The sequence below is a fragment of the Kitasatospora sp. NPDC048298 genome, assembly GCF_043201465.1.
Taxonomy (GTDB): domain Bacteria; phylum Actinomycetota; class Actinomycetes; order Streptomycetales; family Streptomycetaceae; genus Kitasatospora.
In genome coordinates, this window is record NZ_JBICYZ010000034.1 from 33,660 (window position 1) to 56,146 (window position 22,487).

At 75.2% G+C, this 22,487-nt stretch carries 24 protein-coding genes; 8 read left to right on the forward strand and 16 right to left on the reverse strand.

The features are described from left to right. Positions 1 to 10 precede the first annotated feature (10 nt). The 10 genes from ACGF0D_RS24325 to ACGF0D_RS24370 form a co-directional block, all read right to left on the reverse strand. The gene (locus ACGF0D_RS24325; RefSeq protein WP_392919510.1) at positions 11 to 979 is read right to left on the reverse strand and encodes an alpha-ketoacid dehydrogenase subunit beta; all 969 of its coding nucleotides are present in this window, start codon (positions 977 to 979) and stop codon (positions 11 to 13) included. Continuing rightward, positions 976 to 2,154, reverse strand: coding sequence for a thiamine pyrophosphate-dependent dehydrogenase E1 component subunit alpha (locus ACGF0D_RS24330; RefSeq protein ID WP_392919513.1), 1,179 nt, complete (start codon positions 2,152 to 2,154; stop codon positions 976 to 978). The genes ACGF0D_RS24325 and ACGF0D_RS24330 overlap by 4 nt, the downstream gene beginning before the upstream one ends. After that, positions 2,151 to 4,121: a 4-hydroxyphenylpyruvate dioxygenase gene (hppD, locus tag ACGF0D_RS24335; protein ID WP_392919516.1), complete on the reverse strand. Its 1,971-nt coding sequence runs from the start codon at positions 4,119 to 4,121 to the stop codon at positions 2,151 to 2,153. Before hppD ends, ACGF0D_RS24330 begins: the two co-directional genes overlap by 4 nt. A gap of 136 nt (positions 4,122 to 4,257) precedes the next feature. Then, positions 4,258 to 5,520 carry a beta-ketoacyl-[acyl-carrier-protein] synthase family protein gene (locus tag ACGF0D_RS24340; RefSeq protein ID WP_392877826.1) on the reverse strand — a complete coding sequence of 421 codons (1,263 nt, stop codon included), beginning with the start codon at positions 5,518 to 5,520 and terminating at the stop codon, positions 4,258 to 4,260. Next, positions 5,517 to 7,202 (reverse strand): class I adenylate-forming enzyme family protein, encoded by a 1,686-nt coding sequence (locus tag ACGF0D_RS24345; protein WP_392919519.1) that lies wholly within the window; start codon positions 7,200 to 7,202, stop codon positions 5,517 to 5,519. The genes ACGF0D_RS24340 and ACGF0D_RS24345 overlap by 4 nt, the downstream gene beginning before the upstream one ends. Positions 7,203 to 7,455: 253 nt before the next feature. Then, positions 7,456 to 8,028: a beta-ketoacyl synthase N-terminal-like domain-containing protein gene (locus ACGF0D_RS24350; RefSeq protein ID WP_392919522.1), complete on the reverse strand. Its 573-nt coding sequence runs from the start codon at positions 8,026 to 8,028 to the stop codon at positions 7,456 to 7,458. Between the two features lie 10 nt (positions 8,029 to 8,038). Then, the gene (locus ACGF0D_RS24355; protein WP_392919525.1) at positions 8,039 to 9,157 is read right to left on the reverse strand and encodes a beta-ketoacyl-[acyl-carrier-protein] synthase family protein; all 1,119 of its coding nucleotides are present in this window, start codon (positions 9,155 to 9,157) and stop codon (positions 8,039 to 8,041) included. A 35-nt stretch (positions 9,158 to 9,192) separates the two neighbouring features. Then, entirely contained in the window at positions 9,193 to 9,459 is a 267-nt protein-coding gene (locus ACGF0D_RS24360; protein ID WP_392877818.1) for an acyl carrier protein, read from the reverse strand. After that, on the reverse strand, positions 9,456 to 9,749 hold the full coding sequence (locus tag ACGF0D_RS24365) for a phosphopantetheine-binding protein (RefSeq protein WP_392877816.1): 294 nt from the start codon (positions 9,747 to 9,749) through the stop codon (positions 9,456 to 9,458). The genes ACGF0D_RS24360 and ACGF0D_RS24365 overlap by 4 nt, the downstream gene beginning before the upstream one ends. A gap of 83 nt (positions 9,750 to 9,832) precedes the next feature. After that, entirely contained in the window at positions 9,833 to 11,254 is a 1,422-nt protein-coding gene (locus tag ACGF0D_RS24370; protein WP_392919527.1) for a class I adenylate-forming enzyme family protein, read from the reverse strand. A 269-nt stretch (positions 11,255 to 11,523) separates the two neighbouring features. Here ACGF0D_RS24370 and ACGF0D_RS24375 point away from each other — a divergent pair, with 269 nt between their 5' ends. Further along, positions 11,524 to 12,300, forward strand: a complete 777-nt coding sequence (locus ACGF0D_RS24375) for a class I SAM-dependent methyltransferase (RefSeq protein WP_392877812.1) — start codon at positions 11,524 to 11,526, stop codon at positions 12,298 to 12,300. Further along, positions 12,207 to 13,286: an alpha/beta hydrolase gene (locus ACGF0D_RS24380; protein WP_392919529.1), complete on the forward strand. Its 1,080-nt coding sequence runs from the start codon at positions 12,207 to 12,209 to the stop codon at positions 13,284 to 13,286. The genes ACGF0D_RS24375 and ACGF0D_RS24380 overlap by 94 nt, the downstream gene beginning before the upstream one ends. A 121-nt stretch (positions 13,287 to 13,407) precedes the next feature. Here ACGF0D_RS24380 and ACGF0D_RS24385 read toward each other — a convergent pair whose 3' ends face one another. The 4 genes from ACGF0D_RS24385 to ACGF0D_RS24400 form a co-directional block, all read right to left on the reverse strand. Continuing rightward, positions 13,408 to 14,172: an ABC transporter permease gene (locus ACGF0D_RS24385; RefSeq protein ID WP_392877809.1), complete on the reverse strand. Its 765-nt coding sequence runs from the start codon at positions 14,170 to 14,172 to the stop codon at positions 13,408 to 13,410. A gap of 31 nt (positions 14,173 to 14,203) precedes the next feature. Beyond that, positions 14,204 to 15,178, reverse strand: a complete 975-nt coding sequence (locus ACGF0D_RS24390) for an ATP-binding cassette domain-containing protein (RefSeq protein ID WP_392919532.1) — start codon at positions 15,176 to 15,178, stop codon at positions 14,204 to 14,206. Between the two features lie 171 nt (positions 15,179 to 15,349). Next, complete coding sequence (locus ACGF0D_RS24395) at positions 15,350 to 16,495, reverse strand: glycosyltransferase (protein ID WP_392919534.1); 1,146 nt, start codon at positions 16,493 to 16,495, stop codon at positions 15,350 to 15,352. Further along, entirely contained in the window at positions 16,492 to 16,791 is a 300-nt protein-coding gene (locus ACGF0D_RS24400) for a hypothetical protein (protein ID WP_392919536.1), read from the reverse strand. Before ACGF0D_RS24400 ends, ACGF0D_RS24395 begins: the two co-directional genes overlap by 4 nt. A 142-nt stretch (positions 16,792 to 16,933) precedes the next feature. Here ACGF0D_RS24400 and ACGF0D_RS24405 point away from each other — a divergent pair, with 142 nt between their 5' ends. The 5 genes from ACGF0D_RS24405 to ACGF0D_RS24425 all read left to right on the forward strand — a co-directional run bounded on the left by ACGF0D_RS24405 (position 16,934) and on the right by ACGF0D_RS24425 (position 19,953). Continuing rightward, entirely contained in the window at positions 16,934 to 17,866 is a 933-nt protein-coding gene (locus ACGF0D_RS24405; protein WP_392919539.1) for a 3-oxoacyl-[acyl-carrier-protein] synthase III C-terminal domain-containing protein, read from the forward strand. Between the two features lie 139 nt (positions 17,867 to 18,005). Further along, on the forward strand, positions 18,006 to 18,299 hold the full coding sequence (locus ACGF0D_RS24410; RefSeq protein WP_392877799.1) for a phosphopantetheine-binding protein: 294 nt from the start codon (positions 18,006 to 18,008) through the stop codon (positions 18,297 to 18,299). Between the two features lie 4 nt (positions 18,300 to 18,303). Beyond that, positions 18,304 to 19,152, forward strand: coding sequence for a hypothetical protein (locus ACGF0D_RS24415; RefSeq protein WP_392919542.1), 849 nt, complete (start codon positions 18,304 to 18,306; stop codon positions 19,150 to 19,152). Further along, a complete protein-coding gene (locus ACGF0D_RS24420) occupies positions 19,149 to 19,826 on the forward strand; it encodes a 4'-phosphopantetheinyl transferase family protein (RefSeq protein WP_392919545.1) in 678 nt (225 codons plus the stop codon). The genes ACGF0D_RS24415 and ACGF0D_RS24420 overlap by 4 nt, the downstream gene beginning before the upstream one ends. Position 19,827: 1 nt before the next feature. Then, positions 19,828 to 19,953: a hypothetical protein gene (locus tag ACGF0D_RS24425; RefSeq protein WP_392877793.1), complete on the forward strand. Its 126-nt coding sequence runs from the start codon at positions 19,828 to 19,830 to the stop codon at positions 19,951 to 19,953. Positions 19,954 to 19,982: 29 nt separating this feature from the next. Here the strand turns inward: ACGF0D_RS24425 and ACGF0D_RS24430 are convergent, their stop codons facing one another. Together ACGF0D_RS24430 and ACGF0D_RS24435 are read right to left on the reverse strand one after the other, a co-directional pair. Beyond that, on the reverse strand, positions 19,983 to 20,714 hold the full coding sequence (locus tag ACGF0D_RS24430; RefSeq protein ID WP_392919548.1) for a hypothetical protein: 732 nt from the start codon (positions 20,712 to 20,714) through the stop codon (positions 19,983 to 19,985). After that, complete coding sequence (locus ACGF0D_RS24435; RefSeq protein WP_392877789.1) at positions 20,711 to 21,361, reverse strand: RNA polymerase sigma factor; 651 nt, start codon at positions 21,359 to 21,361, stop codon at positions 20,711 to 20,713. The genes ACGF0D_RS24430 and ACGF0D_RS24435 overlap by 4 nt, the downstream gene beginning before the upstream one ends. 246 nt (positions 21,362 to 21,607) lie before the next feature. Here ACGF0D_RS24435 and ACGF0D_RS24440 point away from each other — a divergent pair, with 246 nt between their 5' ends. Next, on the forward strand, positions 21,608 to 22,411 hold the full coding sequence (locus tag ACGF0D_RS24440) for an SAM-dependent methyltransferase (protein ID WP_392877787.1): 804 nt from the start codon (positions 21,608 to 21,610) through the stop codon (positions 22,409 to 22,411). Positions 22,412 to 22,487 lie beyond the last annotated feature (76 nt).

Genomic DNA, 22,487 nt, shown 5'->3' on the forward strand with positions numbered 1-22,487 from the left:
CTGCGTACGGTCAGCGGTGCCTCGTCACGAGGTCCAGCGCGTGCCGCAGCTGCTCGCGGCCGGGCTGGACGGCGCGGTCGAGGGCGGGGGCGAAGGGCAGCACGGCGCCGTCCGGGCGGGTGATCCGGCGGGGCGGGGCGACCAGGCGCATCTCCTCGGCGGCGGTGGCCAGCACCTCGGCGCCGAAGCCGCAACTGCGGTTGGAGTCGTCCAGGACGACCAGCCGTCCGGTGCGCTCCAGCGACTCGGCGAGGGCCGGCCAGTCGAAGGGGTACACCGTGCGCGGGTCGAGGACCTCCACCGAGAGGTCCGGTGCCAGCTCCTCGGCCACCGCGAGGGCGTCGTGCACCAGGTGCCCGAGGGCGACCACGGTGACGTCGGTGCCCGGCCGGTGGATCCGGGCCCGGCCGAGCGGGACGGGGACGAGGTCCCAGGTCACGGTCTCGCGCACCGGCATCGCGGCGGCGGGCGCGAACACCACCACCGGGTCCGGGTCGCGGATCGCCGAGCGCAGCAGCCCGTAGGCGTCGGTCGGGGTGGCCGGCACCACGGTCTTCACCCCGGCGTGCGCGAACAGGCTGTACGGGTGGTCGGAGTGCTGCCCGGCCCAGCCGTCCCGGGAGCCGGAGCCCGGCACCAGGCAGGTCAGCGGGACGGCGGCCTGACCACCGGTCATCAGCGAGAACTTGTGGGCCTGGTTGACGAGTTGTTCGAAGACCAGGAACAGCAGGGAGGGGATCTGGAACTCCAGCACCGGACGCCGGCCGGCCAGCGCGGCGCCGACCGCCATCGAGGTGAAGGCCTGCTCGGACAGCGGGGTGTCGACGATCCGCCCCGGGCCGAAGCGGTCCAGCAGGCCGACGGTCGGCCCGGCCAGACCGGCGCCGATGTCCTCGCCGAAGACGCAGACGGCCGGGTCGGCGGCGAGTTCGTCGGCCAGCGCCCGGTTGAGCGCCTTGGTGTACGAGAGCCTGGTCACGGCGCCACCCCCGCCCGGGGCCGGAGCCCGTCGGCGTACAGGTGGTCCAGCGCCCCCGCGGGGTCCGGGTGCGCCGAGGCGAGCGCGAACTCCTCGGCGGCGGAGAGCTGTTCGGCCACCGACCGGTCCAGCTCGGCGACCGCCGCCGGAGTGAGCAGGGCGGCGGCCCGGGGGAGCGGGTCGCGCTCGCGCCAGGCCCCGACCTCCTCGGGGGAGCGGTAGCGCAACTTCATCCGGCGCTCCATGGTGTGGTGGCCCTCGTAGCGGTAGGTGCGGCAGGTCAGGAAACCGGGGCCGCCGCCGTCGCGGGCCCGCTGGACGGCGCGCAGCGCGGCGGCGCGGACGGCCTCGGTGTCCATGCCGTCCACCTCCTCGGCGGGGATGCCGAAGGCGGCCGCCCGGCCGGTGGCGCTGCCCGCGACGGCGGTGGCGGCGGGCAGGGTGGTGGCGTAGCCGTTGTCCTCGCAGACGAACAGCACCGGAAGGCGCCACATCGCGGCGAGGTTGAGCGACTCCAGCAGGACGCCCTGGTTGAGCGCGCCGTCGCCGAAGAAGGCCACCGCGACCGGGGCCCGGCGGACCGGGTGTCCGACGGTGGGGCCGTCGGTCGGCCCCCGTCGGGCGACGAGGCCCTCGGCCGGTCCCCGTCCGGCGGCGGGGCCGTCGGCCGTCGCCCGTTCGGCGGACACCCGTTCGGGGGAGGCGGCGGCCCAGGCAGCGCCGACCGCGATCGGGGCTCCGGCGCCGACCATGCCGTTGGCGCCGAGGATGCCCAGGGAGAGGTCGGCGGCGTGCATGGAGCCGCCCCGGCCGCCGTTCGACCCGCCGACCCGGCCCAGGAGCTCGGCGAGCAGCCGGTGCGGCGCGGTGCCCCGGGCGAGCACGTGGCCGTGGCCGCGGTGGGTGCTGGCGAGCCGGTCGCCCGGGCCGAGCGCCGAGCAGACGCCGACCGCGACGGCCTCCTGCCCGATGTACGGGTGGATGCCGCCGGGGATCGCGCCGGACTTCACCAGGTCGAGCGCCAGCTCCTCGAAGCCGCGGATCAGCCGCAGCATCCGGTAGCGCTCGGCGGGAGTGTCCAGCGGGGCGGGGCGGCCCTGGGCGGGGCGGCCCCGGGCGGCGGGGACGCCGGGCGGTGTCGCGCCGTCCCCGGCCGGGTGCGCGGGAGCGGTCACGGCCGTCCCCGCCAGATGGCCGGGCAGAACCGCGGGTCGGCGTAGTCCGGCCGGCCGTCGTCCGTTCGGCGCACCAGCACGTCGTGGTTGTACACCACCGGCTCGCCGTCCGGCCGGTCGTGCCGGCGGTACTCGTTGGCGCCGTCCTGGAGGTGCAGCGAGATCGCCCGGCGCGGGTGGGAGGCGAGGTTGGGGCCGCTGCCGTGGTAGGTGCGGCAGTGGTGGAAGGACACGTGGCCGCGCGGGATCCGGATCGGGACCTTGTGCACCCGCTGCCCGTTGTGGGCGGCGTTGGCGGCCAGGATCTCCTCCAGCTCGGCGCCGTCGCGGTCGGCGAAGTGCCGGGTGGAGTCCTCGCCGGAGGGCAGCTCCCGCCAGCGGTGGCTGCCGTCGACCATGGTGATGGTGCCGTTCTCCTCGCGGCAGTCGTGGAAGGGGATGAAGGCGGTGAGCATCTCGTCCGAGGTGCAGGTCTGCCAGTAGTGCTTGTCGAAGTGCCACGGCACCCGGTTGCTGGGCTCCTCGGGCACCGGGGGCTTGTAGATGAGGGTCGACTGGAAGATCCGGATCTCCTCGGTGCCGGCCAGCAGCGCGGCCACCGCGCCGATCAGCGGCTTGCGCAGGATCGCGCCGATCGCGTCGCTCTCGTGGTGCACGTAGTCGTTGTGCCGTTGGACCGGCCCGTCCTCGGGCCGCCAGGAGGCCAGCCGGGGCGGCCGGACGGGCAGCTCGTGGTCGCGGTGGCCGGCGTAGTACTGCTCGGTGGCGGCCTGGAGGCTGTCCAGTTCCTCGTCGCTGAACAGCCTGCGGGAGAGGTACCAGCCGTGCTCGCGGTAGTGCGCCACCTCTTCGGGGGTGGGCAGCAGGGCGCGTTCGGCCTCGGTGAGCCGGAACTCGCGGGGTGCGGTCATCGGACGGGCCTCCTTCGGATGTGCGGGGGCGGGCCGGTCGGTGGCCGTAGGCCGGTCGACGGCGCCGGACCGGTCGTCGCCGGTGGGGCTGTGCCGTTCGACGGCCTCGTAGAGGGCCTTGATGTTCGCGGTGCCGAAGGTACCCGCTCCGCGCCGTTCGATCAGTTCGAGGAAGAAGGTGCGCCGGGGGTGCGTCGAACGGGCGAAGATCTGGAACAGTCGGCCGCCGTGGTCCTGGTCGACCAGCACGTGCAGCTCGCGCAGCGTCGCCACCGGGACGGCCGCGCCGCCGAGGCGCTCGGCCAGGGCGTCGAAGTAGGCGCCCGGGGTGGTCAGGAACTCCACGCCGTGCTCCCGGGCGGTCCGGACGGCGCGGGCGATGTCACGGGTGCCGAAGGCCAGGTGCTGGACGCCGGCCCCGCCGTGGGCGGCGAGGAACTCGTCGATCTGGCCGGGACGCCGGGTGGAGTCGGGCTCGATCAGGGTGAAGGTGACGGCGCCGGAGGCGCTCTGCACCACCGCGGAGTCCATCGCCTGCTCGCCGACCTCGATGTACTCCTCGAAGACCGTACGGAAGCCCAGTGCCGCCTCGCAGAACCGCACGGCGTGCGCGAGGGCGCCGGCCGGCAGGCAGATCGCGACGTGGTCGAGGTCGTCCAGCAGACGGGGTTCCGGGGTGGGCTCGGCATCCGGCAGGTGCACCAGGCGCAGCGCGGTGTCGCCGAAGCCCTCGATCAGGGCGCCGGCCCGGTCGAGCACCCGGGCGCCGTGCCGTTCGGCCCGTTCCAGCGCGGCCGCCGGGTCGGCGCAGCCGAGCGCGAGCACGGCGACGCCGTCCCCGTGCCGGGCGACGTACTCGGCCACCGGGTGCTCCGGGTCGGCGGCGGAGGTCAGGTGCAGCCGGATGGTGCCCTGACGCACCGCGACGGTGCGGGCGCCGTCCGGTGCGGTGACCGGGGAGTCGGCGGTGAAGCCGTGGTCGGCGCTGAGTCCGGCCGCGGTCTTGTCGGCGTCCGCGCAGTGGAACTCGACGTGGGTGATGGTCTGGATGGACAACGGGATCTCCCCCGGAGGGATGGTGGATCGGGGATCGGCGCGCTGCCACCGCACGGCGGTGTGCGGCGACGGGTGGCGGTGCGCGGCGACGGGTAGCGGTGCGCGGCGATGTGTGGCGGTGCGTGGTGGGTGGCCGCTAGCGGGCGGCCCGGGTGGAGGCCGGGCCGAGGATCAGGCTGAGGTTGTGGCCGCCGAAGGCGAAGGCGTTGCTCAGCGCGGCGCGCACCGGGCCGGGCCGGGCGGCGCCCCGGACGTGGTCCAGGTCGCAGGCCGGGTCGGGGTCGGTCAGGTTGAGCGTCGGCGGAAGCGTGCCCCGCGCCACCGCCAGGGCGGTCACCGCCGCCTCCAACGCCCCCGCGGCGCCGAGGAGGTGGCCGGTGGCGCCCTTGGTGGAGCTGACCGCGGGCGGCTGTGCGCCGAACACCGCGCGCAGCGCCGCGGTCTCGGCCGCGTCACCGAGCCTGGTGCCGGTGCCGTGGGCGTTCACGTAGTCGATGTCGCCCGGGGCCAGGCCGGCGTTGCTCAGCGCGGCGCGCATCGCGTCGGCGGCTCCGGCGCCGTCCGGGCGGGGCATGGTCGGGTGGTGGGCGTCGGTGGAGGCGCCCCAGCCGAGGACGTCCGCGTACCCGGCGGCGCCGCGGGCCTCGGCGTGCTCGGCCCGTTCCAGGACCAGGACGGCGCTGCCCTCGCCCAGCACGAAGCCGTTGCGGCGGGCGTCGAAGGGACGGCTGGCCTGCTCGGGATCGTCCCAGCCCTGCGCCAGCGCACGGGCGTTGGTGAAGGCGGCGGCGATGGTCGGATGCAACGAGGACTCGGTGCCGCCGCACACCACCACGTCGGCGTCGCCGGCCCGGATCAGCCGTAGTCCTTCGGCGATCGCCTGGGCGCCGGCCGCGCAGGCCGTCACCACGGCGGAGCTGTAGCCCCGGATGCCGTGCTTGATGGCGATCCGGGCGGCGGCCATGTTGGAGAGCATCCCGGGCAGCAGGTACGGGCTGACGCCGGGCCGGCCGCGCTCCAGCCGGCGGTGCGACTGTTGCTCGAAGGTCTCCAGCCCTCCGCCGCCGGTGGCCAGCACCACGGCGGTGCGGTGCGGATCGGCGTCCCGGCCGACGGCCAGTCCGGCGTCGGCGAGCGCGTCGTCGGCGGCGGCCAGGGCGAGCAGCACGAAGCGGTCCACGCACCGGGTCTCGGTGGGCGGCAGCACCTCCCGGCCGTCCACGGCGGGGGCGATCCCGGCGGCGGGCAGCCAGCCGTGCGCGGCGTGGCCCTCGGGGACGGCGCGCAGGCCGGAGCGGCCGGCGGTGAGCGCCTCGAACACCTCGGCGGGCTCGCGGCCGAGCGGGGAGACCAGGCCGATGCCGGTGACGACGGCGCCGTGGCCGCTGCGCCGGCTCATGCCCCCACCGCCGCGAGGTGGAGCTGCCGCAGCAGGACCTTGCGGACCTTGCCGGTCGGGCCGAGTGGGATGTCCTCGGGGGAGACGACCAGCACCCTGCGGACGGTCGCGGCGGCGGCCTCGTCCAGCGCGGCGAGGACCGCCTCGGTGCGGGCCGCCTCGGTGCGGTCCGCGGCCTCGTCGGTGTCCGCGGCTCCGTCGGCGTCCAGGGCCTCGTCGCCGTCCGTGGCTTCGTCGGCGTTCGCGGCGAGGAGCAGCAGCACGTCGGTGACCACGCGCTCGCCGTCCCGTACGGCGACCACCGTGCAGTCCAGCACGTCCGGGCAGGCGGCCAGCACCCGCTCCTCCGACATCGCGGTGAACAGCCGTTTGCCGCCGTCGAGTTCGACCGAGTCGACGGCCCGGTCCACGTGGTAGTAGTAGCCCTCCTCGTCCCGGTACATCAGGTCCCCGGTGAGGAAGCGGCCGCGCAGCCGGGTGCGGAAGGTGGTGGCCGAGTCGTTCCAGTAGCCGAGCGCCAAGGTGGGTGAGGCGGTGGCGAGTTCGCCGACCTCGCCGGGGCCGAGCGGCTCGCCGTCCGGGCCGACCACCTCGCAGTCGACGAAGGCGTGCGGCCGGCCCACGCAGCGGCCGTAGCGTTCGGTGCCGGGGCCGTGGGTGATGAAGAAGTGCGAGTGGCCCATCTCGGTGGAGCCGAGGCCGTCCACGAACTGCGAGCCGGGGACCCGGGTGCGGCCGGCCCGGGTGACGGTCTCCCGGCTGCCGGTGGCGATCAGACGGCGGATGTGCACCTCGTGGGCGCAGTCGCCGGTGTTCCACCAGAGCGCGACGGAGGTCAGGTCGCGGGCGGCGAGGTCGTGCCGGGCGAGGTCGGCCCAGGTGGCCGCGAAGCCGACCACCCCGGTGGGCCGCCACCGCTCGACGGCCGCCAGCACGCCGTCGCCGGACTGCCGGGAGAGCAGGGCGAGTTCGGTGTGCGAGCTGAGCGCGAGGTTGAGCGCGATCAGGGTGGCCGCGTGCGGGGCGGGCAGCGCGCTGAGCATCCGGTCCTGGCCCTGCGGGCGGGGCAGCCGCAGCCGGTGGCGGATCGCCGCGTACAGGCTCGCGTGGGAGTGGACGACGGCCTTGGGCATGCCGGTGGTGCCGGAGGAGTGGGTGATCGCCACCGGGTCGCCGGACCAGTGCCGGTACGGCTCGGGGGCGGTGTCCGGGTCGCCGGAGCCGAGGGTGGCGATCTCCGGCAGCAGCGGCGCGCCGGGCTCGTGGTCGGCCAGTGCGGCCAGGTGGGCGGCGTCGGCGAGGACGCCGGCCGCGCCGAGGCGGGCGATGTAGCGGGCGGCGCGCTCACCGTCCAGGTTGGGGTTGAGCAGCGCGGGGATGGCGCCGAGCCGGGCCAGGGCGAGGAAGCAGAGCACGTGGTCGGCGGCGTCGCTCGCGTACACCACGACCGGGTCGCGGCGGGTGATGCCCAGGCGGTGCAGGGCGGCGGCGCGGGCCCGGACGGCGCGGTCCAGCTCGCGCGGGGTGAACGGCTGCCAGGCGGGGTGGTCGTCCACCGGGGTGTCGAAGCTGAGCAGCGGCACGTCCAGGTCAAGCCCGAGGGCGATCCGGGCGGTCAGGACGTTGCCGGCGCCCACGTCGGGGTCGTCCGCGAGCTGGGTGCGGAGGCTGCGGATGGTCACGGGGGTGGATCCCTCCCTCGGGGCCGGTGGACGGCCCGGGCGGCTGGTCGGGTGGCGGGGCGGGCCGCGCGGGCGCGGCGGCGGGGTCGGTCGGCCGCACCCGCGGGAGGCGCGGTCGGCCGCTCGGGCGATGGGCGATGGGCGACGGGTGTCGGGAGCGAGGCGATGCCCGGGAGGGGCGCTGGTGTGCCGGGTGCGGCTGCGTCAGGCGCCGGGCCTCGATGGTTCCTACGGCCGGTGGTGGCCGGCGGGTTCAGGCCGAGCGGGTTCCGTGGCCGGCGGGTTCGGTCCGTGCGGGCTCCGTGGCCGGACCGGCGAGCAGGGCGGCCGCGGCCCGGTCCCCGTCGGGTGTCCGCTCGACGGCCACGGCCAGGACGAGGTCGGCGTCGCCGTCCGCGAGCAGCAGCGCGGCGAGCTCGAACGCCTCGGCCGGTACGCGGCCCGGTTCGGCCTCGGCCGGGCAGATCGCCACGACGGGGCCGGTCAGGCCCCAGCGTGCGGCGATGTGCCCGAGGACGGCGTTGGGGTTGGACTGGAAGAACAGCAGTGGGCCGGTCCGCTGTCCGGCCTCGGCGCTGCGCTCGATGGCCCGCGCGGTGTCGAGGTCGCCGCTCGCGCTGGCGAGCAGCAGGGCGGTCCGCCCGGGGGCGGGCGGCTCGCCGTGGTGGGCGCGCAGGCAGTGCTCGGCGGTGTCGGCGACGAGCGGGTTGAAGCCGGAGGCGGCGAAGCCGGGCAGCGGTGGCGGGGGGCCGTCACGGCCGGGCGCGGGGCGGCGGGCCTCGGCGAGGATCCGCAGTCCGTGGGTGTGGGCGGCAGGGGTGGTCATGGCAGGGCTGTCATCCCGGGGACAGCAGCAGCGCGGTGTTGGCGCCGCCGAAGGCGGAGTTGAGGCTGAGGGCGTACGACGGGCGGGCGGCGTGCGGGCCGTCCAGGACGAGGTGCAGCGCGAGGTCCGGGTCCGGGCCGAGCCAGCCGGCGTTGACCGGGAGCAGTCCGCTTCCCAACGCGCCTATGGTGACGGCGAGTTCGAGCAGGGCGGAGGCCTCCAGGGCGTGCCCGTGCACGGACTTGCCGGAGCTGACCGGCAGCCGGTCGGTGTGCGGGCCGAACACCCGCCGCAGGGCGTTGGCCTCGGCCCGGTCGGCGAGGGTGGAGCCGGTGCCGTTGGCGTTGACGTAGCCGACCTCGGCCGGGTCGACGCCGGCGCGGGCGAGCGCGGCCTCGATCGCCCTGGCCGGCCCGCCGCCCTCCGGCTCCGGGCGGCAGACGTGGTGGGCGTCCCCGGACCGGCCCCAGCCGGCCAGCCGGGCGAGCGCGGGCGCACCGCGCCGTTCGGCGGCCGGGGCGGCCTCGACCAGGACGGCGGCGGCCGCGTCGGCGAGCAGGGTGCCGGTGCGGCCGGCGCTGAACGGGCGCACCTCGCCGTCCCGGGCCAGTGCCCGTCCGGCGTCGAAGACCGCGAAGACGCCCGGTTCGACCAGGTGCCCGGCCGCGACCAGGACCCGCTCGTGCCGTCCGGCGGCCACCAGGGCGCCCGCGTCGGCGACGGCGGTCGAGGCGGCCACGCAGGCGCCGTTGTACACCCGGGTGACACCCGGCGCGCCCCAGCCGGAACGGACCCCGGCGGCCACCGCGTCGGCGGTCGCGCGGGTGCGCTCGTCACTGTGCAGGGCGAGCAGCACGGGCAGCCCGGCGCCCTCGGCGGCGGTCAGTCCGGCCTGCCGGCAGGCCTGGTCGATCGCGTCGAGCACGGCCCTGGCCAGCGGGAAGGTGCCGGCCGGTGGCACGGTGTCGGGGAACAGCGCGGCCCGGGTGGTGCGGCGGGCGCTCACGTCGAAACGGGTGACGGGGCCGAACAGGGCCTTGCCGTGGGTGGCGGCCTCGGTCAGCGCGGCGAGCCCGCGCCCGGCGGCGCTGAGCACCCCGACGCCGGTGAGTACCGGGTGCCCGGCCACCCGGCCCGGTGGGCCTGTGCCCGTGCCGGCGGGGATCACGGCCGTGCGCCCACACGGTCGGCGAGGACGGCCTCGCGCAGCAGCTCGGTGGCGTCGTCGACGGTGCGCACCGCGCCGAAGCGCTCGTCGTCCAGGTCCAGCAGGAGCTCGTAGCGTTGCTCGAACTCGGCGACGAGCCAGGTGAGTTCGAGCGAGCCGAGTTCCTCGGGCACGGTGTCGACGGCGCGCTGCCCGAACGCCGCCAGCATGGCCAGGACCTCGGCCCGGTCCGGCAGGGCGTCGGGGAGCGGGGAGCCGGTCACGCGGCGCTGCCGGAGGTGACGGAGGCGGCGGAGGTGGCGGCGAGGGCGTCGATCCGGCGGGCGACGTCGGCGGTGAACTCGTCCAGTGTCATCAGCGCGGTGGTCTCCATCTCGTCGAGGTCGAACTTGATCCCGAACTCGTCCTCGACCTGCACCGAGAGGTCGGCCAGCGCGAGCGACTCGAGGTCCAGCCCGGCCGGGCCGAGGTCGGTGTCCCCGGTGACCTCGGAGACGTCGTACTGCATCTCGGCGAGTGCCGCCAGGACGAAGGCGCGGATGCGGTCCTGCATGGTGGTGGGCTCCTTGTCGGGTGGTGCGTGTCGGGGTGGTGGTGCGGGCGGACCGGGGTGCGTCCGTGCCGTGGTGGACGCGGTCAGCCGGCGGCGGTCGCGCGCAGGGCGGCCGGGTCGCGCAGCAGCTTTCCGGTGGCGGTCCGGGGGAGCCGGTCCAGTCGGGCGAGCCGACGCGGCCGCTTGTAGGCGGCCAGGCGGCGGGCCAGCCCGTCCTGGACGGAGGCGAGGTCGGCCTCGGACTCGGTGGCCAGGTAGGCCTCGATCGCGCCGCCGTCGAAGACCACCACGGCCTCGCGGACCTCCGGCAGCGCGGCGAGCGTCTGCTCGACCTCGGTGAGGTCGACCTTCAGGCCGCCGATCGAGACCTGGGAGTCCAGTCGGCCCAGGACGGTGACCAGGCCGTCGGCCTCCAGCCCGGCCGCGTCCCGGGTGTGCAGCCAGCCGTCCGACCAGCGGGTCGGATCGTCCGGCCCGGGGTACGGGGAGGAGGCCGCGCCGATCTGCAACTCGCCCTTCACCAGGCGGAGTTCCATGCCGTGCACGGGCTGTTTGGCGGGGTGGAGCGTACCGGAGAGGTCGGTGGCGATCACCCCGGTCTCGGTCATGCCGTACATGGTGCCGAGCGGGACGCCGTAGCGCTCGGTGAACAGCGCGGGCAGTCCCGGACGGACGAGTTCGCCCGCCACGACCATCCGCCGCAGCCGGGGCAGCGGCGGGGGAGTGACCGCCCCCGCCAGCAGTTCGGCGTGGAAGGGCACCCCGATCACGGTGGTCGGCCGGTCGCTCGCGGCGACCTCGGCGAGGATGCCCGCCGCCGTCATCCGCTCCGGCACGGTGAGCGCGACCCGGGCGTGCAGGCTGTTGAGCAGCCCGCCGACCAGACCGAGCACGTGCACCACCGAGGAGAGCAGGACGACCCGCTCGCCCTCGCCGGGGAACTCCACGAGCCTGCGGTAGCAGTCGAGTTCGCGCAGCAGGTCGGCCGCGGTGCGGGCGATGACCTTGGCCGGACCGGTGGATCCGGAGCTGAGCTGGATCAGCGCGTGTCCGGTGCGGGCCGGGCGTCCGTCCGCCAACGGGACGGCCACCGGATCGACTTCGGAGAAGCCGCGCAGGGCCGCCGCGGACCGATGGGCGGAGCCTACCAGCACCTGCGGGGCCAGCCGCGCCACCGCCGCGTCGACCTCGTGGTCGGTCAACCGGTGATCGAGCAGGGCGACTTGGGCGCCGAGGCGCCAGCATGCCAGCAGCACGGCGACGAACGCCACCGAGGGCGGCAGCCGCAGTGCCGCCGTCCCGCCGGGGCCGAGCCCGGCGGCCGTCAGCCGGTCGCACTGCTCCTCGACCAGGGCGCGCAGGGCGTCCCGGTCGAGCGGTGCGCCGAGGTGCAGGCACTCCTCACCGCCGGGGCCGGCCAGCAGCAGCCGGTCGACCCAGGAGTCCGGGGCGTCGGAGTGCGGCAGGAGGGCAGCCGGAGGTACGGAGGGGGAAAAGCCGGTCAACGCGGCTCCACACGAGTGAGGGGATTTGACATGACCGTCGCTGACAAGCCCGAACGGCCAATTCCGTGGCCAGACCTTGGCACAGACGTTTGGTCAAATCAAGGTCTATACCAATGCGGTTGTTGCTCCTACGCTGCCCAGCCGGGAGATGTCCGGACGCCACGCGCCGTGCCCGTGCCCTGCCGGCCGGCGCCCGGCCCTCCGGCCCCCGCGCGGCCGTTGAACCGCGCCGCACCCGCACCGCGTTCTCCCACCAGGAGGTCCGACAGATGACCGAGCAGAACCGAGGATTCCCGGGCTGGGACTGGGACGACCCGGACGGGCTGGCACCGCGCCTGGACGCCTTCAGCGCGCAGGTCGCCACCTGCGACACGCTCGAAGCGCGCCCCGGCGCCCTGCCGCACACCCGCGCGGAACTCCGCGAACTCGGCATCACCGGAATCGAGTTCGCCGCCTTCAGGACCGCCCACCCGGAGGGCCTCGGCACCGACCTCGCCACCCTGCGCAGCCCCGGCACCGCCACCGAACCCGGCACCCTCTACCGGGTCGACGGAGACCGCTGGTTCACCCAGCTCGACATCGCCGAACCACTGCCCCTCGCCGACGCCAGCGTCGACTGGGTGTACGCCGAGCACCTGATCGAGCACGTCACCATGCCCGTCGCCGTCGGCTGGCTGCGCGAGGCCCGCCGGGTGCTGCGGCCCGGCGGCGTCCTGCGTCTGACCACCCCCGACCTCGCCCGCTACCTGGTCGGCTACGCCACCGGCGACGGTTTCCTCGCCAGGCACCGGCGCCGGCTGACCACCCTCGGCTTCGGCCCGCCGATGCCCGCGCGCCCCGCCTTCCTGGTCAACCAGATCTTCCGCCACTTCGGACACCAGTGGATCTACGATGTGGACGAACTGCGGCACGTCCTCACCCAGGCCGGCTTCGACCCCGACCGGATCCGCCCGTGCGCCTACCGGCAGGGCACCCGTCCGGACGTCGCCGACCTCGACACGGCCTTCCGCACCGACGAGACCGTCTACGTCGAGGCGGACCGCTGAGCCCGTCGCCTGATCCGCCGCCGAGCCCTGCGCACCGAACGGACCCGCCCATGCCCCTGCACCCCCAGGCCGAGGCGCTGCGCGCCCGGCGCGCGAGCAGCGGTGCCCCACCGCTCTACACCCTGACCCTCGCCGAGGCCCGGGCCGCCGACCTCGCGGACATCCGCGCGGCGGCCGGCGCGCCCGAGCCGGTCGCCGCCGTCGAGGAGCACCGCATCCCCGGCCCCGGCGGAGAACTCGCGCTACGGCTCTACCGCCCCGAGCCGCCCGGCCGCCGACTGCCCGCCCTGCTCTACCTGTTCGGCGGCGGCTGGACGCTCGGCTCGCCCGACACCAGCGACGCGATCTGCCGCCGGCTCACCAATGCCGCCGGCTGCGTCACCGCCTCCGTCGGCTACCGGCTCGCCCCGGAGCACCCGTTCCCCGCGGCGCTGCACGACTGCCGCGCCGCACTGCTGCAACTCGTCGAACGCGCCGCGGAGTTCGGCGTCGACCCGGGCCGGCTCGCGGTCGGCGGCGACAGCGCCGGCGGCAACCTCACCGCCGCGCTCACCCTCCTGCTGCGCGCCGACGGCGGCCCCGCCCTGCGCCACCAGCTGCTGGTCTACCCCAACACCGACCACGGCGCCGACACCCCGTCGCTGCGCGAGAACGACGACCCGGCGCTGTTCAACCGCCGTTCGGTGGCCTGGTACTGGGGCCACTACCTGGCCGACGAGGGCGAGGGCGCCAGCCCGTACGCCTCCCCGCTGCGCGCCGCCACCCTGGCCGGCCTGCCGCCCGCGACCGTCCTGACCGCCGAGTACGACCCGCTGAGGGACGAGGGCGAGCAGTACGCCGAGGCGCTGCGCGCCGCCGGGGTCCCGGTGGAGCTGCGCCGCTACCGGGGCATGCCGCACGGCTTCTTCGCCATGGCCGGCACCCTGGAGGCCGCCGCCGAGGCCCAGGACTTCGCGGCCGACCGGCTCCGGGCGGCGCTGTGGTGAAGCCCGCCCCGGACGGCCTGCACGCCTCACCGGCCGATCCGCTGCCGGACGCCGTGTTCTGAAGGCGCGGAACGCCGCCGAGGGGCCCGGCTCGTCGCGAGCCGGGCCCCTCGGCGGTCCGTCAGCGCACCCGGGTGGAGAACAGTCGGGCCGACCAGTACACCGCCAGGACGGTCATCAGCACGACCACCAGCAGCCCCTGCCACACCACGCTGTCCCCGGCGTGGCCGGAGAACAGTGCGCGCATGCCCTCCACGGCCCAGTAGAAGGGGTTCCACCTGGCCGCCTGCTGCAGCCACTGCGGCGCCAGGGTGAGCGGCAGCAGCACCCCCGACAGCAGCGCGATCGGCTGCGCGATGGTGTTGACCACCGGCGACATCGCCGCGTCGGTCGGCACCATCAGCGCGATGCCGAAGGAGATCGCCGAGGTCATCAGCGCCAGCAGACCCAGCAGCAGGTAGGCGAGCAGCAGGTTCAGCGGGCTCACCCGCAGCCCGAACGGCAGCGCGATCAGGGTGATCAGGACGGCCTGCACCAGCAGCGCCACCATCTCCCGCATCGCCCGCCCGAGCAGCAGCGCGAGGCGGCTCACCGGGGTCACCCGGGAGCGCTCGATGATGCCGGCCTTGAGCTCGCCGAGCAGGCTGAAGCCGGTGAACAGCCCGCCGAAGATGCACAACACCGCCAACAGGCCCGGCACGTACACCTGGTAGGCGTCGGCGTAGCTGTTCGCGCCCTGCGGGGCGAGCACCTTCTTCAGCAGCGGGGCGAACAGCAGGAGGTAGAACACGGGCTGGATGATGCCGACGGCGATCCAGACCGGAGTGCGGATCATGAGCAGCAGCTGGCGCTGGAAGACCAGCCAGGTGTCGCGGGCGAGCTTCACGGTCTCCCCAGGGGGTTGTGCGGGTTCGGGGTCAGGACTGCCGCAGCGAGCGGCCGGTGCGGGCCAGGAACACGTCGTCCAGGCTGGGTCGTTGGAGCTGTACGGTGCCGGGCCTCAGGCCGGCCGCGTCGAGGGCGCGCAGCAGCTGCGGGATGGCGGCGGCGCCGTCCTCCAGGTACAGCCGTAGGCCCTCGTCGCCGTTCAGCTCCAGCCGGTGCAGGTACGGCTGGGGGCGCAGCACCTCGGCCGCGCGCTCGAGGGCGGCCGCCCCGGCGTCCAGCCCGACCAGCACGACGTCGCCGGAGATCTCGCGCTTGAGCGCCTCGGGGGCGCCCTCGGTCACCACCTGGCCGTGGTCGACGATCGCGACCCGGTCGCAGAGCGCGTCGGCCTCGTCCAGGTAGTGGGTGGTGACGACCACCGTCATGCCCTCGGCGCGCAGTCGGCGGATCTCCTCCCAGACGTACGCCCGGCTCGCCGGGTCCAGGCCGACCGTGGGCTCGTCCAGGAACAGCACCCGCGGCTGGTGGATCACCCCGAGCGCGATGTCCACCCGGCGGCGCTGGCCGCCGGAGTAGCCGGCGCACGGGCGGTCGCCGAACTCGGTGAGGTCGAAGGCCTTGAGCGCGTCCGCGGCGGCCCGGACGGCCCGCGCCTTGGCCGCGCCGTACATCCGGGCCTGGAGCACCAGCTCCTCGCGGGCGCTGACGTTGTCGGTGGTGCCGCCGCCCTGGGCGACGTAGCCGATCCGGCGGCGGACCCCGGCGGGGTCGGTGAACAGGTCCGCCCCGGCGATGGTGGCCCGTCCGCCGTCCGGGCGGATCAGGGTGGCCAGCATGCGCAGGGTGGTGGTCTTCCCGGCGCCGTTGGGGCCGAGGAAGCCGTAGATCTCGCCGGCGGCGACCGACAGGTCGATGCCGCGGACGGCGTCGACGGTGGGGTTCTCGCCGCTGCGGCGGGGGGTCTTCTTGCGGTAGGACTTGCGCAGTCCCGTGGTCTCGATCAACCGGAACTCCCGTGCGGGGATGGGCTGCCACGGCGCCCGGGAAGGCGGGGCTCGGCACCTGCGGAGGGCGGTGCTGCTGCGACACCCTAGGGTCAACCCCGCCCGGAAACAATGGCCTAGACCAATGGACGTGCGAACTCCCGGTCTGCTAGAGGCCGTCGGCGGGCCCGCTCAGCCGAGCGCCTCCAGCCGGTCCGCCGCGGCCGCCGCACCGCCCCCGGCCAGCAGTTCCCCACCGACCTGAACCGCCCGCTCCCGGTGGTCCGTCGAATCGAGTACGGCCCGCAGCGCGTCCGCCAGCCGCTCCGGCGTGACGCGCGCGAACGGCACCCGCAGCCCGGCGCCCGCCGCCGCCACCTGGGCGGCGACGACCGGCTGGTCGTGCCGGATCGGCGCGGTGACCAGCGGCAGGCCGTGCGCCAGCGCCTCGCCGACGGTGTTCATGCCACCGTGGCAGAGCACCGCGTCCAACTCGCCGCGCGCCATCAGCTCCAGCACCGGCGCCCGGTCCACCGCCACGGCGCGGGAGGGGAGTTCGGGCAGCAGCTCGCGCGGCGCGGCGAACACCGGCTGAACGTCGCCACCGCACAGCTCCAGCGCCAGGACGGACCGGGCCAGGAAGTCCGCGCCCAGCCCGCCGGCCAGCGTGCCCATGGTGACCAGCACCCGCCGCCGGCCGGGCAGCAGCCGCTCCCACGGGAAGTCCGGATCGTGCGGCCGCGCCGACAGCACCGGCCCGACCAGCGCCTGCTCCGGCGTCGGGGCCGCGCCGGTCAGCGCCGGTCCGGTGGTCGCCAGCACCAGGGCGGGGGAGAAACGCGGGTCCCGGTACTCCTCGGCGGGCAGTGCGGCGCGCTCCCACAGCCCGCGCAACAGCCCGGTCATCCAGGCCTCGACCTGCGGCAACGCCCGGTAGGGGCGGCCCAGTTCCATCGCCCCGGGCGCGAACGACGCCCATGGCAGGCCGTGCCGGTGGGCGACCAGCGCGCCGGCCGGGGTGTGCTGGTCGACCAGCAGGACGTCCGGCCGCCACTCCCGCACGATCGCGTCCAGCGGCCTCGCGGTGAACCGCGCGTACGGGACGATGAAGCCCTCCCAGAGCGAGCGCAGCGCGGCGAGCCCGTGTCCGCCCTGGGCCCGGAACGCCCGGGTCCCGGTGCCGAAGACCAGGGCCCGCGGGCCGAGCAGCGGGCGCAGCGCCGACTCCGTGCCGGTCCAGGCGACCTGGTGGCCGCGCGCGGTCAGCTCGGCGGCGATGCCCGCGGCCGGGTTGACGTGGCCGGTCAACGGCGGCACCACCAGCAGGAACCGGGTCATCGGGCGCACTCCTCGGGGATCAGTCGCTGCACGTCGGCGACGGTCAGGGCCTCCAGGGCGGCCAGGTCCAGTCCGGCGCGCAGGGCGGCCAGGTCGGCCGCCGGGCCGAAGCGCCCGCGCAGCCGATCGGCGAGTTCGGCGAGTTCGCCCTCGTCCAGCAGCAGGTCGCCGTCCAGTCGGGCGTCCGGCGTGACCTGCCGAGCCCAGCCGGGCGGCGCGCCGGCCACCTCGACCAGCAGGGACACCAGCGCCGGACTCAACGGGCTTGCGGGGGTGGACGGTTCAGGATTCGACATGAGAGATCTCCCACCTGCTCGACGGCACGGGGGTGAACGCGGCCGTACCGGAGCGCAGTTGGCGGCTTCCGGGGAACGGCGGCGACGGAGGAGGGCCCGAGATCACTTGTGCGACCCGGCGGGCGTCGGAATACTAGCCCGCGTGACCGCACTGGAGGCAGTGGCCGTTCACCTCCCCCCACACGCCGTGCCCATCGAGGCGGTGGGCGAGAGCATCGGCCTGACCCCACGTCAACTCCGTCTCTTCCGCCGCTTCCACGGCCTGGACCAGCTGCGACTGGACCCGGCCGGGACGCTGCCCGACCTGCTCGAAGCCGCCCTGGACAACCTTCCGGAGCTGCGCGGACGCGAACACGACATCCGCTTCGTGATCCACGCCCGCAGCATGCCGGTGGCGGTGCCCCACCCGCTCAACCCGCTGCACGACCTGCTCGACGCCCGTGGACTGGCGAATGCCAACGCCTTCACGGTGACCCACCACGCCTGCGCGGTGGGCCTGCTGGCCGTCGACCTGGCCGGCCGGCTGCTCGCGGGCGACCCCGACCCGGCGGCGCTCGCGCTGGTGCTGACCGGCGAGAAGACCTTCACCAGGGACGCCCAGGTGGTGCCCGAGACGGGCATCTTCGCCGAGGGCGCGGCCGCCTGCCTGGTCAGCGCCGGCGGCGAGCGTCACCGGGTGCTGTCCTTCGTGGTGCGCCAGCGCCCGGAGTTCGACGGCCGGCTGGCCGAGGACCCGGACCTGCTCGCCCGCTACCAGCGCGAGTACCCGAACGTGATGGTGGAGGCGATCGAGGCCGCCCTGAAGGAGGCCGGTCTGGACCTCTCCGACCTGGCCGCGATCCTCCCGCACAACGTCAACCAGGCGTCCTGGCGGATGATCGCGCGCCGGATCGGCTACCCGGTCGAGAAAGTCGTGCTGGACAACGTGCGGTCGGTGGGGCACAGTTTCGCCTCGGACGGCCTCATCAATCTCCACACCGCCACCACGCGGGGGCTGCTCCGCCGCGGCGACCACTACCTGATCGCCGCCGCCGGTGTCGGGGCCACCTTCTCCGCGATGGCGATGCGGTACTGACGGACCGCCGATTCCACCGGGAACCGCCGTCCGCACGCTGACGCCGCACCCCCGGACCACCCCTCCAGGCCACCTCAGAACCCCGGCGCACCCGCAAGCCCCGGGGCACACATCCCACGAACGACGGGACGGGACACCCATGTCAGAAGCCGCGGCCCAGACCGCCACCGACCCCGAACTGCGCGAGCGCGTCCTGCACGGCATCGGCGAGCTCCTGCCGCGCGTCCTCAAGCGCGAACTGCCCGAGATCCCGCAGGACGCCTGCCTCTTCGACGACCTCGGCCTCACCTCGGCCGGCACCATCGAGCTCATCCTGGAGCTGGAGGAGTCGCTCGACATCCAGGTGGACGTCGAGCAGATCACCGAGGACGACCTGCGGTCGGTCACCAGGCTGGCCGACTACGTTGCCGGGCACGTCATCCCCGAGGACTGACCGGGTGGCCCCCGGCCCCACCGGCCTGCGGATCACCCGGGCGCTGGCCCGCAGCTTCGACGGCCGCTCGGAGACCTCGCTCGACCCGGACCTGCGGGTCTTCGTCTCCGACCTCGTCCGCCCGTACGGCCTGCCGCTGCGTGAGGACCTGCTGGGCGCGGGCGTCGGCCACTCCTACGAGGAACTGGCCGCGGGCCCGCTGCGCGAGGCGCTCGCCGAGGACGAGCCGGCGGACCTGCTGATCCTGGCCTTCGACACGCCGGACGTCCGGCCCGGAGCACCGTCCTCGCTGGCGCTCAGCCGGTCCGTGCCGGGTGGTCCGCTCGCCTTCGCGGTCTGCGACCAGGGCGGCGCGGCGGCCTTCACCGCGCTGCGGCTGGCCGCCGGCCACCAGCGCACCGGCGCCTGCCGCCGGGCCGTGGTGGTGCTCGCCGAGCAGAGCGCGCTGCACTACGAACCGCCCGCGCCGGTGCCGTTGCCGGAGCGGCACGCGGTGGTGGTGCTGGTCTGCGAGGAGGCTCCGGGCGAGGGCCTGGCCGTCCGGCAGACCCGGGGCGTGGCCGCACCGGCGGAGACCGTCCGGGCGGAGGCCGAGCAACTGGGCCCCGGGGTGGCGCTGCTGCTCGGCCCCGGCTTCGGCGGTCCCAGTGGCTCCAGCTCCGGCGGTTCCAGCTCCAGCGGTTCCAGCTCCGGCAGCTTCGGCGCGGAGGAAACCCCGTCGGCCCAGCCGTTCACCGGGCTCTGGGCAGAGCTCGCCGAGCACCTGCCGCAGTGGCGGGCGGAGGGCCGGCCCGCCCTGCTGGCCGGGTACGACCGGCGGCTCGATGTGCTCAGTACGCTGGTCCTGCCGTGACGGCGATCGACCTCTGGTTGATCAATGCGCGTCAACCGGAGGCCATAGCAGCGAAGTTGGGGCAACTGCTCGACCCGGACGAACGGGCCCGGGCGGCGCGGATGGGCCCGGGCCCGGGCGACCGCTTCACCGTGGTGCGCGGAGCCGTCCGGCAGGTGGTCGCCGCCCGGCTCGGCACGCACCCGGCCGAACTGGTCTGGGAGTACGGGCCGCACGGCAAGCCCGAGGCCGCCGAGGCCGGTGGGCTACGGGTCAGCTGGTCGGCCTCGGGCGCCCTCGCGGTGCTGGCCCTCGCCGAGGGTCGGGCGGTCGGCGTCGACGTCGAACGGCTCCACCACCCGCGCACGGCCGAGCGGATGGCCGCGCGCTGGTTCCCGTTCGAGGAGGCGCGGTTCGTCGCCGAGCCCCTCGAACCGGCCGAGCGGGCGGCGCGGTTCACCACGCTGTGGTGCCGCCGCGAGGCCTGCGTGAAGGCGTACGGCGGGCGGCTCGCGCAGTCCTTCGGCGTGCCCGTGGCCGGCCCTTCGCCCGTACTGGTGGCCGACCCGGGCGGGCTCGGCGCCGGCCCGTCCCTGCTCTGCGACGTTCCCGTCGCGGTGCCGTTCCGGGCTGCCGTCGCGGCCCTCGGGGAATCGCCGATGCGAGTCAACGTTCGTGAGTGGAAGGTAAATTGACGTGACACCGGAGCCGCCGCTCTCGGCGACGCGATGGACGGTGACCCGGCTGACCGCCGCCGACCCGTCGTTCGGTCCGGCCGAGGCCCACCACGCCGTGGTCGCCAGGCTCTCCGCGCTCACCTGAAGGGATGATCACGGCAGCCCGTGGGCTGCTCACCCCCACGGGGCGTCATGATCGTCCGCCGCCCCCCACGGAACGCCCTCCCAGGAGCAGGCGGAGGTCGCCCCCGAGGTGAGCCCCCACGGGCTCGGCACCTCCTCCTCGTCGCCGTCCTGCACCGGCAGCCGGTCGATCACCGCGACCAGCGCCGGCGGCAGCTGCGGCGCCAGCCCCCGGTGCACCCGGGAGAGGATGTCCCGCCGCACGTCGTCCGGCAGCAGCGGCCGGTTCATCCGCAACACCCTCGGCCCGGGCGGCCGTTCGGCCGTCGCCAGCTGGTCCGACCAGGCCCGCCAGTAGTCGGCGTCGTCGGTCTCGCCGAGCATCAGGTGGTGCAGGTGCAGGCAGTACGCGGCCGTCCCGCTGCCCGAGCCGGCCGCGAAGCGCCACCAGAACTCGGCGCCCTCCTCCTTGCCCGTGGCGTACAGCAGCGCGCCGAACACCTCGGCCCCCTCCGGCTCGATCCGGCGCGCGTTCACCAGCAGGTCGAGGCCGCGCGAGGCGTCGGGCGCGCCCAGCACGAGGGCCACCACCAGGCCGAGTTCGAAGGCGGCCTGCTCGTGCTCCGACGGCAGGTGGACGGGCGCGGCCGTGAGCCGGGCCCGGCGTACGGCGGCGATCCGTTCCGCATGGGTGCGTTCGGGCCGCGGGACGCGGAACACCGTGCGCACGCCGTCGGCCGGATCCGCTCCGGCCGGGGCCCCCTCCTCGGGTCTCGCCGTCACAGTTCGCCACCACCGTCCGGGAGTTCGCCCACCCCGAGCCGGCGGGCCAGTCGCTCCCGGGCGTGCCGGAGGTTGGAGTGCACGGTCGCCACCGGCCGCCCCAGGTACGCCGCGATCACCTTGACGTGCAGGCCGAGCAGGTACCGCAGGATCACCACGTCCCGCTGCCGGTCCGGCAGTTCGAGGATCGCCGCGTACAGCCGCACCTCGTCCGCCTCGCTGCGCAGCAGCCCCTTCGCGACCTGCTTGAAGGCGCCGATCACCGCGGCGAAGGTGACCGCCTCCACCTCGACCGGCTCCTCGACGGCCACCCAGTCCGAGACGTGCCGGTTGGCCAACCGCCAGGCGTACGCGGCCGGTTCCTCGAACCGCAGCACCTGTGGCCAGCAGCGGGCCAGGTCGGACTTCACCGCCGCGACCACCAGGGCCGCGTCGGCCCGGTTGCCTATGCGGGTCATGGCGAGGGCGCGCCAGGCCGGTTCGTGTGTCTCGCAGAAGGCCACGTACGGCAGGCCCAGGCGGAGTTCGGCCTCGGAGCGGGTTCCGGTGTCGGCGGTGGCCGTCGGTTCCGCCTCGGTCCCGCGGAGGTACGACACGGCCGTTGCGCCCCCGTGCCCGCGCTCCGGGGCACCCCTGTCGATCGTCATCGAGCCTGCTTTCCGTGGCCGTCGGCTGCTCGCCCGGGCCACCCGAGGGTCGGGCTGTCTGCGCCCATCCTCATTCCATCAGGCCCGTCACTCCAGGATGCAATCCGAATACAGATTGTCATCTCATGGGAGTCGGTGGTTGGTTGAAACACTCGAAGACGGCCGGAACATGACGGTCCGCGCCTATCGTGGGCGGCGGGGACCGGCCGGAAACGGAAGCGGAAGAGGAACCGGAGGGAGAACACGATGGGCCTCTACGACGGGGTGGACCTGCGGCTCAACGTCCCGCACTCGGCCCGGATGTACGACTACTTCCTCGGCGGGTTCACCAACTTCGCCGCGGACCGCGAGGCCGCCGGCCACGCCCTCGCCGTCGCGCCCTGGCTGCGCGCCGCCGCCCGCGTCAACCGGGCCTTCATGCAGCGCTCGACCCGGGCGCTCGCCGAGGCCGGCTTCGACCAGTTCCTCGACATCGGCACCGGCATCCCCACCTCACCCAACCTGCACGAGGTCGCCCAGAGCGTCCGGCCCGACGCCCGGGTGGTCTACGCCGACAACGACCCCATCGTGCTCTCGCACGCCCAGGCCCTGCTCACCGGCACCCCCGAGGGGCGCACCGCCTACGTGGAGGCCGATGCCACCGACCCGGCGCGGCTGCTCGCCGCCCCCGGCCTGCGGGAGACCCTCGACCTGTCCCGCCCGGTCGCGCTCTCCCTGAACGCCCTGCTCCACTTCGTCCCCGACAGCCACGGCGCGTACGGGCTGGTCGAGCACCTCAAGTCCGCCCTCGCCCCCGGCAGCGCCCTGGTGGTGACCCACGTCAGCCCGGAGTTCGCGCCCGCGGACATCGCCACGCTGACCAGGATCTACGAGGCCGCCGGCACCGCGGCCCAGGCCCGCGTCCGGCCGGAGATCGCCCGCTTCTTCGACGGCTGGACCCTCCTCGACCCGGGGCTCGTGCCCATCGCCGAGTGGCGCCCGGCGCCCGGCGAGGTTCCCGGCGCCGCCTCGGAGGTCTCGCTGTACGCGGGGGTGGCCGTCCGGCCGTGAAATCCCGGGCCAATTCGCGTTGCTGACGAACCATCGGCACCCGAACCGCGTCCCTCCGACCGAGAAGGCGGCTCAC

Coding starts and splice junctions, on each gene's coding strand:
- ACGF0D_RS24435 (WP_392877789.1), bottom strand. CDS start 21,361: ATGACGATCGACAGGGGTGCCCCGGAGCGCGGGCACGGGGGCGCAACG.
- ACGF0D_RS24375 (WP_392877812.1), top strand. CDS start 11,524: ATGACCGAGCAGAACCGAGGATTCCCGGGCTGGGACTGGGACGACCCG.
- ACGF0D_RS24340 (WP_392877826.1), bottom strand. CDS start 5,520: ATGAGCCGGCGCAGCGGCCACGGCGCCGTCGTCACCGGCATCGGCCTG.
- ACGF0D_RS24350 (WP_392919522.1), bottom strand. CDS start 8,028: ATGACCACCCCTGCCGCCCACACCCACGGACTGCGGATCCTCGCCGAG.
- ACGF0D_RS24440 (WP_392877787.1), top strand. CDS start 21,608: ATGGGCCTCTACGACGGGGTGGACCTGCGGCTCAACGTCCCGCACTCG.
- ACGF0D_RS24365 (WP_392877816.1), bottom strand. CDS start 9,749: ATGCAGGACCGCATCCGCGCCTTCGTCCTGGCGGCACTCGCCGAGATG.
- ACGF0D_RS24395 (WP_392919534.1), bottom strand. CDS start 16,495: ATGACCCGGTTCCTGCTGGTGGTGCCGCCGTTGACCGGCCACGTCAAC.
- ACGF0D_RS24400 (WP_392919536.1), bottom strand. CDS start 16,791: ATGTCGAATCCTGAACCGTCCACCCCCGCAAGCCCGTTGAGTCCGGCG.
- ACGF0D_RS24410 (WP_392877799.1), top strand. CDS start 18,006: ATGTCAGAAGCCGCGGCCCAGACCGCCACCGACCCCGAACTGCGCGAG.